This is a genomic window from uncultured Methanobrevibacter sp. (genome assembly GCF_902801725.1).
Classification (GTDB): Archaea; Methanobacteriota; Methanobacteria; order Methanobacteriales; family Methanobacteriaceae; genus Methanocatella.
The window spans coordinates 1-10,031 of record NZ_CADCJB010000066.1; the positions used below are offsets into that span (position 1 = coordinate 1).

8 protein-coding genes are annotated in these 10,031 nt (G+C 31.9%); 6 read left to right on the forward strand and 2 right to left on the reverse strand.

Annotated features, from left to right (window positions below):
- Window positions 1-137 precede the first annotated feature (137 nt).
- From QZV68_RS09865 to QZV68_RS09880, 4 genes are all read left to right on the forward strand, one after another.
- Window positions 138-443, forward strand: a complete 306-nt coding sequence (locus QZV68_RS09865) for a nucleotidyltransferase domain-containing protein (protein ID WP_296880831.1) — start codon at window positions 138-140, stop codon at window positions 441-443.
- Window positions 436-807 carry a HEPN domain-containing protein gene (locus tag QZV68_RS09870; RefSeq protein WP_296880832.1) on the forward strand — a complete coding sequence of 124 codons (372 nt, stop codon included), beginning with the start codon at window positions 436-438 and terminating at the stop codon, window positions 805-807. The genes QZV68_RS09865 and QZV68_RS09870 overlap by 8 nt, the downstream gene beginning before the upstream one ends.
- 307 nt (window positions 808-1,114) lie before the next feature.
- Window positions 1,115-2,071 carry an acyltransferase family protein gene (locus tag QZV68_RS09875; protein ID WP_363137291.1) on the forward strand — a complete coding sequence of 319 codons (957 nt, stop codon included), beginning with the start codon at window positions 1,115-1,117 and terminating at the stop codon, window positions 2,069-2,071.
- 207 nt (window positions 2,072-2,278) lie between these two features.
- Entirely contained in the window at window positions 2,279-2,428 is a 150-nt protein-coding gene (locus QZV68_RS09880; RefSeq protein WP_296880833.1) for a hypothetical protein, read from the forward strand.
- Window positions 2,429-2,575: 147 nt separating this feature from the next.
- On the opposite strand, the gene QZV68_RS09885 is transcribed toward QZV68_RS09880, so the two are convergent.
- Both QZV68_RS09885 and QZV68_RS09890 read right to left on the reverse strand, forming a co-directional pair.
- Entirely contained in the window at window positions 2,576-3,178 is a 603-nt protein-coding gene (locus tag QZV68_RS09885) for a TetR/AcrR family transcriptional regulator (protein ID WP_292883387.1), read from the reverse strand.
- A gap of 32 nt (window positions 3,179-3,210) precedes the next feature.
- A complete protein-coding gene (locus QZV68_RS09890) occupies window positions 3,211-3,819 on the reverse strand; it encodes a TetR/AcrR family transcriptional regulator (protein WP_296880834.1) in 609 nt (202 codons plus the stop codon).
- Between the two features lie 237 nt (window positions 3,820-4,056).
- Here QZV68_RS09890 and QZV68_RS09895 point away from each other — a divergent pair, with 237 nt between their 5' ends.
- Both QZV68_RS09895 and QZV68_RS09900 read left to right on the forward strand, forming a co-directional pair.
- Window positions 4,057-9,657, forward strand: a complete 5,601-nt coding sequence (locus tag QZV68_RS09895) for a hypothetical protein (protein ID WP_296880835.1) — start codon at window positions 4,057-4,059, stop codon at window positions 9,655-9,657.
- The coding region (locus tag QZV68_RS09900) for a hypothetical protein (protein ID WP_296880836.1) at window positions 9,636-10,031 on the forward strand (396 nt) is incomplete at its 3' end. The genes QZV68_RS09895 and QZV68_RS09900, both read left to right, overlap by 22 nt.

Genomic DNA, 10,031 nt, shown 5'->3' on the forward strand with positions numbered 1-10,031 from the left:
CTCTTAACATGCCAAAATATTAATTAATATTTATTTTTCATGCATGTTTTTTCACACTTGTGCACTTTCAAAAGATTTAATAATATTTGAAATTATATAATTAATTATAAAATTATTGAATTTAATTGGTGATTATTATGCATAATAGAGTTCAAATTGCTCATGAATTTGCAAAAGCTATTAAATCTGATTATATCATTAAAATTATATTATTTGGTTCAGTTGTTCGTGGTGAAGATACTGAAGAATCTGACATTGATATTTTAATCGTATCTAATCATCGTGAAGAAATTGAAGATGTAATTGCTGATGAAGTAGCTTGGATTATGTATGATAAAAACGAATTAATTTCTGCCCACATCATGTCTGAAGATAGATTCATTAACACACAACATTTTTCTTTTTTAACTAATGTTCTTTCAGAAGGTGTGGAAATTGGATGAAACTCAAGCTTTTTTCAACAAATCTAAAAAGAAATTACTCAGTGCTAATTCTTCATACGATTTAGAAGACTATTCTTCTGCGGTTAGTTTATCTTACTATGCAATGTTTTTAGTAGCAAAAGCGTTAGTGCTCAAAAAAGGAATAAAAGCTCCTAAAACTCATAATGGTTTACTTTATTTATTTAAAGTCCGCTATGTTGAAGAAGAAGATTTTTCATATGAAAAATATGTCTACTTGGCCGACACTCAATCTCAACGAGAAGATGCTGATTATGATGCATTTGATGAAATTGATGAGAGAATAGCAAGAAAAAGGATTAAACAAGCTGAAGAATTTATTAATGAAGCAGAAAGATTTTTATAATTTTTTTAATTTTAATCTTGTTGGAAATTAAGGTATGATTTGCCTATTTTTCATAGGTAACCCACATGATTTTAAGTGGGTTGCTCTTAACAGGCCATGAATATTAATTATTTTACATTGGTTTATTTTTTTTTTTTTTAATTTAAAATATTTCCTAAAATTTTAATAATTAAAACAAGATAATGAAGTCTATCTTAATAAAATTAGAATAAATTAAATATTTTTTTTTAATTATTATGGAGGTTTATGCGTTGAATGTTTTACTGCGGTTCCTTTTTCTATACAATATGAATCTGCATGGATGTTAATGTCCTTTGTATTGGTTGCGGTTAATTGTTTTATTTTAATTACTGGTTATGTTTATTATGGTAAGGAAACTAAATATTATCGTTTAGCAACACTTTGGATTGAAGTTTTATTCTACTCAATACTTATCCTACTCTTATTTTATTTCATGTTCCCTACTGAATTCGGTTTTGAAGATGTCTGGAAGAATATTATTCCTACATTTTATACAAAAGGTCAATTTAGTCGATATTGGTTCTTTACTGCATATGTGGGCATGTTTCTGATTTCACCATTTGTAAATATAGCATTAAAGTATTTCGATAAAAAACAAGATTTGGCTGCGTTCTTAAGTTTATTTATTATATTTTCATTATTGCCTACAATTTTAAATCAGGACATGGCATTTAATCTTAATGAGGGATACAGTGTTTTATGGTTTGTTGTTTTGTATTATACTGGAGGTCTTTTACACAAATATGAAATATTTAAAAAGCTCAAATCTAATAAATGGCTTTTAATTTATATTGTTTGTTCTTTAATATCTTGGTCAATAATATATATTTTGGAGTCTTTAGGTTTAATAGAAACTGGATTTGGATTATATTCATTTAATTGTTATTTGTCTCCATTATACTTTATAGGTGGTATTGCATTATTCTGTGTCTTTAAAAATATTAAAATTACCAAATCATTTTCAATATCCATGATTAAATTCTTCGCTCCAGTTTGTTTCGGTGTTTACCTGATACATGATAATATGATAGTTGACAAGTATGTCTTGGCCAAAAAATTCGCATTTTTAGCAAATATGGATCCAATTTCCATGATTATTGGCATAATTCTTGTTGGTGTGGGAATATTTGTTGCATGTTCTTTAATTGACTGGATACGGGAATTGCTATTCAGAAAATTAAAAGTCAAATCCAGACTTGCTAATTTGGAAGAAAATATCTACTTGAAATTTGATAACTATTAAGTTAAATAGTTATTATTTTCTTTTTTTAAACTCGTATGATGAGCTTAATACTTATGAACATTGTGTATTGAATACATTTTTGGCAATGAAGATGGCACGAGATAAGGCACAGTTTTAATTATTGGATTATAAAATTAATGACTTACTTTATAGCTATCATCATCTCCAACAGTTGCAAGAAGAGATACAGCGAAATACTTTGATGTATTGGAAAAAATTGATTCAACTGAACTAGCTACTGTAGATGTAAGCTATGAAACATGGGCGGAAGTAAGTGAGTATGAAAATACTCATTGGAATGAAGAAGCAGAAGTAATTAGTCAGTTTAAGTATTATTTAAATGATTTGATTATGTAATTAGATGACGGCACAATGGAGCAGTTAATCATTAAAATTGAAAATAATATTTAGTTTTCTGTATCTAATATTTGTCAGAAAAAGTAGTAATTTAGGCAAATAATTAAAAATTTTACACCATATCTTCAAAGATTAAAAAATAGTTTTTTACTGGTATTCGATGGCCTGCCATGCCATTTCAAAGTTTTTCTCAAAAATGAGATCAATATCCGCACTTGGGAAATCTAACCAAACGCATTGAATTCCCATATACATGATATACAATGATTCGGCAATGTTTTTAGTTGAAAAGTCTTTTCTGATTTCATTTTGCATTTTTCCATCTTCGACAAGGTCGGATAAAAATATTCCAATATTATTTCCTGTTTGTGAAATTACTCTTCTAACATCATCATTGGCATATCCTGTTGAAGTTAAAAGCATTAATACGCTTCTATAATTGATTTTTTCATTTATGCTTTCAATTTCCGCACCGTTTATGAAGTGATGTAAAATATAAAGCAATGCATCATGGATTCTGTCCTTTGTGGAACCTTCAAGAGGGATTTTATCAAAATCGATTTTAATATAATCCACCATATACTTTTGCATAATTGATTCAAATATGTCATTTTTATCTGAAAAATGATAATATATGCCTCCGGTTGTCAGCCCGGTGCAATTTCGAATTTCACTAATTGAAATGTCGATTGTGCCTTTATCCAATATTAATTTTAGTGTTTTTTCAAGAATCAAGTCTTTAGTGTTCATCTAACCACACAATGTTTTTAATAGTTAATTAATTATTCTCTGAATCTTATCTTTTCCCATTGCAAATTAAAATTATCTTCAAAGGTTGAAATCATATCATCAATTAGATACATTTCCCATTTATATTCAATTCCCATGTACATGATAATTAATGACTCTACAAGGTCTTCGGTTGGTAGGTCTTGTCGGATTTCCCTGTTTTTTTGACCTTCATTAATAATCTCTGTGAATAATTCCTTCAATTCGTTTAGGAGGATTTGGCATAAATCCTGAAAATTTTCATGAGCAAATCCATTTGCAGTCAAAATCAATAATATGGTTCTGTAGTCTATTTCATCATCAATAGATTCAATATTGATTCCGGTTTGTTTCTGCTTAAAAATTTCAGCCAGGACATCATGGATTTTCTCTTTTGCATTTCCATTTATCTGATTGAGTTTGTCTATATTAAATCTGTAATAATTCATATAATATTTTTCAATAAGTTCATCGTATATTTCTTCCTTATTTGAAAAATAGTGATATATTCCACCAATTGCAATTCCGGAGGATGCACTTATTTCTCTAATAGAAATGAGAGAGTCTTGTTTTTCTATCATTAATTTTAAAGTATTTTCTAAAATTAACTGTTTTGTATTCATACATTAAACAATTTATATTTTATAGTTATTAAATGATATAGAGAACGAACGTTCGGTTGAAGTGTAAAATTAATTTTAAGAACAAACGTTCTGTTATATTGGAAAATAAAAACTAAATTTATAGTTTTAATTCCTCAAACAACAATAAGTTTATAAAACAATAAACTGAGAAATATTATTGAGTAAATTTTTTGAATGAATATTCTATAATTACTTACAAATTTGAGGTATTTTAAAATGAAGAAAAAAACGATAGGGATATTGCTGATAATCCTTGTATTGTTTATAAGTATTGGCGCAATTTCAGCGGCTGATGCTAATGAAACATTAATGGAAGAAGTCAGCGATACCGAGATAGCAGCAACTTCTGTTGCTGTTGATGAAGACAACACTATTTCGCCGGAGAGTGAAAGTGGCGGAGATGTTGAAATTAATGTAACTGATAGTCGAGATGAAAAATCAATTTCGAATGAGGTGAAGGTAACTTCCAAATCAAATGAAGTGCTTTCCGCTTCTAGTGATGATGTGCTTAGTGATGATGTGCTTAAATCCTCTAGGCCTTTTCATTTTAACGGCAATACATATGAACATTTAGATGATACTATTGCTGCCGCTATTGTGGCGGGTGGAGGAACAATATATGTTGAAGATGGTACATACTACACTGATCCTGAGGATGATTGTAATTTTGAGATTAGTGCAGGTAAATCTATAACAATAACAGCATATAATTATGGAGGAGTTACTTTCGAATCCGATGACAATGATTATTTGTTTATTATATCTGGTGAAAATACACATATTGTATTCAATGGCGTAAACTTCAAAAAGGGATCAGCAATAGATGGTGGTGCCTTTGAAGTGAAATCTAGCGGACAATTGACATTGAACTGGTGTACCCTGACCGAAAATAAAGCAAGTGATTATGGTGGAGCGGTATCTGTGAAGGATGGTGGTTCATTTATAGCTAAAGATTGTCATTTCTCAAATAATTGGGCCGAAGATGCTGGTGGAGCCGTCGCTTCTGAGGAAGATGGTAGTGTTTCACTTGAACGTTGTTCTTTCGAAGGCAATACAATAGGTAAGAATAAAGTTGAAAACGACATTGGATATGAAGATGGTGCAGATAAACCTGGAACTTGGAGTTTTTACGATTGCCGATTTAAAGGACACGGTTCCCTTGAAATTGAAGTAGACGCTCCTGCTAAATCAGTCACAATAACACCCGACGTTGAAGATGATGTAAATTACGCTGTTTTATATAAAGATGGTCAGGAATATCGTAGAACCGCTTGTAATGATGGAGACACTGCAACTTTCTCCGATTTGGAACCAGGCACTTATACAGTTTACATGATGAAAAATTATGAAAACAGATACGGATATTCTGGAAATGAATTTACTATTATAGAACCTAATTTTGTTTTAGATGATAAAGATGTATTTGAAACTTTAAGTGCTGCGGTTAATGCTATTCCTAATGGTGGAAGTGGAGTAATTACTGTTGAAGCCGGAACTTACACAGGTTCTTCTAATTTTAACGTACAGATTAGAAATAAAGTAGTAACAATTATGCCTAAAATTATTTCTGAATATGATGATACTGTTATTTTTTCAGGTAATTCTCAAAATTATCTGTTGGACGTAGGTGCTAATGCCCAACTCATTTTGGAAGATATAACTATAACAGGCAAATTTTCAAATGCAGCATTAATATTCACTAGCAATTTGGAGTCTTCAATTACAGATTGTGAATTTAATAATATTAAAAATTCTCAAAATCAACCTGGAACTCCAATTGATGCTCAAAATTCAAAACTGACTCTAAATGATACTACTTTTGATTTAAACGGTCACATTATATTAAAAAACACTGTTGCAGTTATAGATGAATGTACTTTCACCAACAATACTGGTGAACAGGGAGGAGCAATTAATGCAAATCCTTCTTCCGATTTAACTGTTACAAACTCAGAGTTTACCCGTAATGATGCAACAACTGAAGGTGGTGCAATATATGCAACTAATCTTAAAATTGAAGACACTACATTCATGCTAAACACAGCTGAAACTGGAGGAGCTGTTTATATAACTGACAGCAGCGACAGACTCGTTAATATTACCTCCTGTGTTTTTGATTCCAATATTGCAACTGATCAGAGGAACATATTCTCCAAATCACCTACAAGGAAATTTAATTTAGAGTTCAATGAATATGATTTGAATTTAACAATGACTCAAAAAGATGCTTCATATGGTAGTGAGTATATTCTTAATGGTAAATTTGACTGGGGTTCAAATTTAAATAATACTTTTACTCTTTTATCAGGAACCATAGATGATGAGAATGTTTTCGGAGATTTGCTTACTGTTGAAGATAACAAATTTAATATAAATCTTGGAGTGCTAACAGGCGGAACACATGAATTAGCCATGGAAGGAATGTATACTCAGGGAGACAGTAATGACCATTTCTATACTCACGTATATTATTCTGATTTAAATGGAAACGAATTCTATCTAACAAACCCTGCATATCTAAAAGTAGTTATTGCAAAAGCTAAAATATTATTGAATCTTGAAGTAAAAAATGTATTAATACCTGAAATACCTGTTTTAAACCTTTATGCTAATTGGGATAATAATTACACAATTTTCATCGGAAATAAATATTATAAGCTTGAAGTTGTAAACGGTAAAGGTAGCATGCAGCTGACTGGCCTTGATTTAGGCAATTATTCAGTTGTTGCTATGCGCGATGCTGATGAAAACTTTGATCTTGCCATGAATTTTACTACTTTTTCAGTAAGTAAAACCTACAGCAACTTCCTCGTCGTAAGTACAAATGTGGAATATGATACTTTAGCACAGGCAGTAGCCAATTCCGGCAATGAAGATACAATATATGTTAAAAACGGCACATATAAAGACACAAAAATAGTAATATCCAATAAGACTTTAGATATTATTGCATTGGAAACTGTGGTCTTTGATGCTCAGGGCGGCGATGCGAATTTCATAATTGTAAACGAAAATGCTGAAGTCTATATTTATGGTATAGCATTCAGAGGAATTCACAACAGAAATACAAATTATGGAGCTATAGTCAATCACGGAGATCTTTCACTGGATTCATGTAATTTTACAGACAATAAGATTACAAAAACATCATTTGCTGGAAATGGTGGAGCAGCTATATTTAGTGACGGAGAATCACTGGAAATTGACAACTGTAATTTCATAAACAATGTCGCTCCTTTAAAAGTAAGTACTGCAGCAGTCACATCATTGGGTTATGAGGATATTTCAATCACAGATTCCAAATTCATAAACAACACTGCACGTGAAGGAGGAGCAGTTCACTTTAAAAACATAGCTCAATTTGAATCAGCAATCTATTCATGTGATTTTGAACAGAATACTGCTGTTAAAGGATCTGCAATATATATCGGAAACAATTCAAGATATGCATCTGTAAGTCTATCTAATTTCGTTAAAAACAACATCAAAAATAGTTTAGGAGAAAAAGCCCAACTTGAAGGTGGAGTAATATATGTCAATGGAAACACTACCAAGGTAACAATTGACATCGGATTATCCAACTTTGAAAACAACGCCAACAAAGATGTCGACGGAGGAGTCTTATGTCTTGACGGAAGTTCAAATGCATTCATTGAAGGCTGTACATTCAATAACAATAGCGGTAAGTTGGGTTCTGCAATTTTAATCAAAAACCCTAATAATGAAAAACTCACATTGCTTATAGATAGCAGTTCCTTTACAGATAACCGTGCAACAACTGGAGCTGTTGCAACCTCTCCTAAAGTTATAGCACTCATTGAAGAGTGTATTTTTATAAATAACACTGGAGAAAACAGACATGTTTACAGCAACGGATTTACCGTGGCTCATGATACTGTTTTTGAAGTTAGCGATACTAACTTAAAAGCGTCAACTGTTTCATATGGTAATAACTCAATAATCAAAGGTACAGCAGATCCTGGTGTCAATATCTACACATTAGCAAACTTAACCGTTGATGGTGAAAATGTCACTGCAGAAATTAAAAACAATGCATTTACCTATAATGCAGGTGTATTGAATCATGGAAAACATACAGCTGTTTTAAACAATATTGTAGATATGAACAATAATACCTACTTGATGGACAGCATAAGTGTTACTTTCAAAGTTAACCGCATAGGCATTGAATTAAATGTTTCTGTTGACAATATTACCTATGGTGAAACCCTGAAAGTCGTTGAAACATTGCCTTCTACTGCTTCAGGTAGAATAAGTTACCAATTGAATGGAAAAGGATACACAAAAGATGAACTCGAATCATTGAAATTAGATGCAGGAAAATATACCCTAGTAGCTACCTACAATAATGAAGATTACGCACCTTCATCTTCCACCATCAATTTTGAAGTATATAAAGCTAATCCGACCATATCTGTAGAGGATGTGGAAGTAGAAGATAATGGTACCGTTATTGTAAACATAAAAACAAATGTTCCATCAATCTATACAATAGAAATTGGAGATTACAAAACTGATAAATATGTTAACGGTAGCAGAGCTGTTGAAATAGATAAAATATTTGAACCTGGAACCTACACAATCAAAGTCACTTCACAGGAACGTGTAAACTACAAATCAAATTCCACTGAGGCTACTTTGAAAGTCACTAAAAATATTCCGGTAGTCACATTAAGTGCCTCCAATAAAGTCACATCTCCAAATGAGGCTATTGTCGGTGTTTCAGCTCCGGAAAATGCAGTAGGAAATATCACATACACAATAACAGATTCAAATAAAAACATTGTTAAAACCCTAACCCAATCCTGCAGAGACGATTTAATCGTTTCCGATTTGGATGACGGAGACTATGAAATCAGTGCAGTATTTGAAGGTGATGATTTATACTATTCAACCAGCAATATCAAAATGGCTCCATTATCCATTATGAGGTCCGCAAGTAATGTAAATATTCTCAGCGAGGATGAAGATGACTATGATGATGAATATAACTATCCATTCATATACCAGGAAGATGAAGATTCAGATTATGAATATTATGAAACCTTGGAAGAAGCAATAGATGCGGCTTCATTAATGGGAGGAATCATTACAGTTAGAGGCGGAACCTATTATTACGAAGATGGAAACGCCGGTATTGATATTGAAGGAGAACCAGAAATAACAATCAGAGCTTATGCAGGCGAAGAGGTTATTTTTGACTGTCAACATGAAAGTGACTTCCTGTATTTAACATATGATACTGAAGTAGAGATAATTGAGGCAGCTCCACCTATTCCTATTATATATAACACAGCAGGACCTACCATTACACTTGAAAACATTACCGTAATCAACGGATATGCCAACAGTGATGGTGGAGTTATCGAAATGGATGCGGGTACTTTAACATTGCTGAACTGTAATTTCTACAATAACGAAGCTGAATATGGTGGAGTAATATATATCGGTTCATTTACTTCAGACCAGGATGCAGATGTCATTGCATATAACACTACATTTATAAACAATATTGCAAGATCTGAAGGTGGAGCAATCTATATTTCAGAAGGTCTTGAACAGTTCGTATCAGCTTCATTTTACGCATGTACATTTTTAGACAACTACCAAGGTGAAGATGATGAGAGAACTATGAATTACTTTGCTGGTGATGCTGCTGATGAAATAGTTAAGAAAGCTTGTATATTTAACGCTAAGGATACAGTAACTTGGTCAATGGATAAAATCAACCAGACAGTAACTGTTAACGGTACATCTACTGATATCTTCGATTCATGGGCGGAAACTACACCATAGGTGTAATGAATGACCATGACTTAAATACATATATCTTTAAAGATGCTTCATTTGAAATGAGAGTGCCAAACTTCATCATATCCGCAGATGAGGTATATGAAAACTTAACTGATGCTATTGGCAATGTTACAGATAATGGTATTATTTATGCAAATGCAAATTATCATATTGATGAGAATATGGAAATTGACATTAGCAAATCTTTCACACTTACCAATTTCAGAGACCGCGTGGTTGTTTTCGATGGAAACAGCACAAACTGGTTCTTTACAGTGGCTGAAGGATGTAATGTTGTAATTGAAAACATTGAGTTTGTTGATGGAGGCATAAAAGATCATGCATCAATTGAAAATTACGGCAGTTTAACACTTAAA

What these genes read in the sequence shown, in the direction of transcription:
- QZV68_RS09875 (WP_363137291.1), top strand. Translation starts at nt 1,115, where the DNA reads ATGTCCTTTGTATTGGTTGCGGTTAATTGTTTTATTTTAATTACTGGT.
- QZV68_RS09865 (WP_296880831.1), top strand. Translation starts at nt 138, where the DNA reads ATGCATAATAGAGTTCAAATTGCTCATGAATTTGCAAAAGCTATTAAA.
- QZV68_RS09895 (WP_296880835.1), top strand. Translation starts at nt 4,057, where the DNA reads ATGAAGAAAAAAACGATAGGGATATTGCTGATAATCCTTGTATTGTTT.
- QZV68_RS09890 (WP_296880834.1), bottom strand. Translation starts at nt 3,819, where the DNA reads ATGAATACAAAACAGTTAATTTTAGAAAATACTTTAAAATTAATGATA.
- QZV68_RS09885 (WP_292883387.1), bottom strand. Translation starts at nt 3,178, where the DNA reads ATGAACACTAAAGACTTGATTCTTGAAAAAACACTAAAATTAATATTG.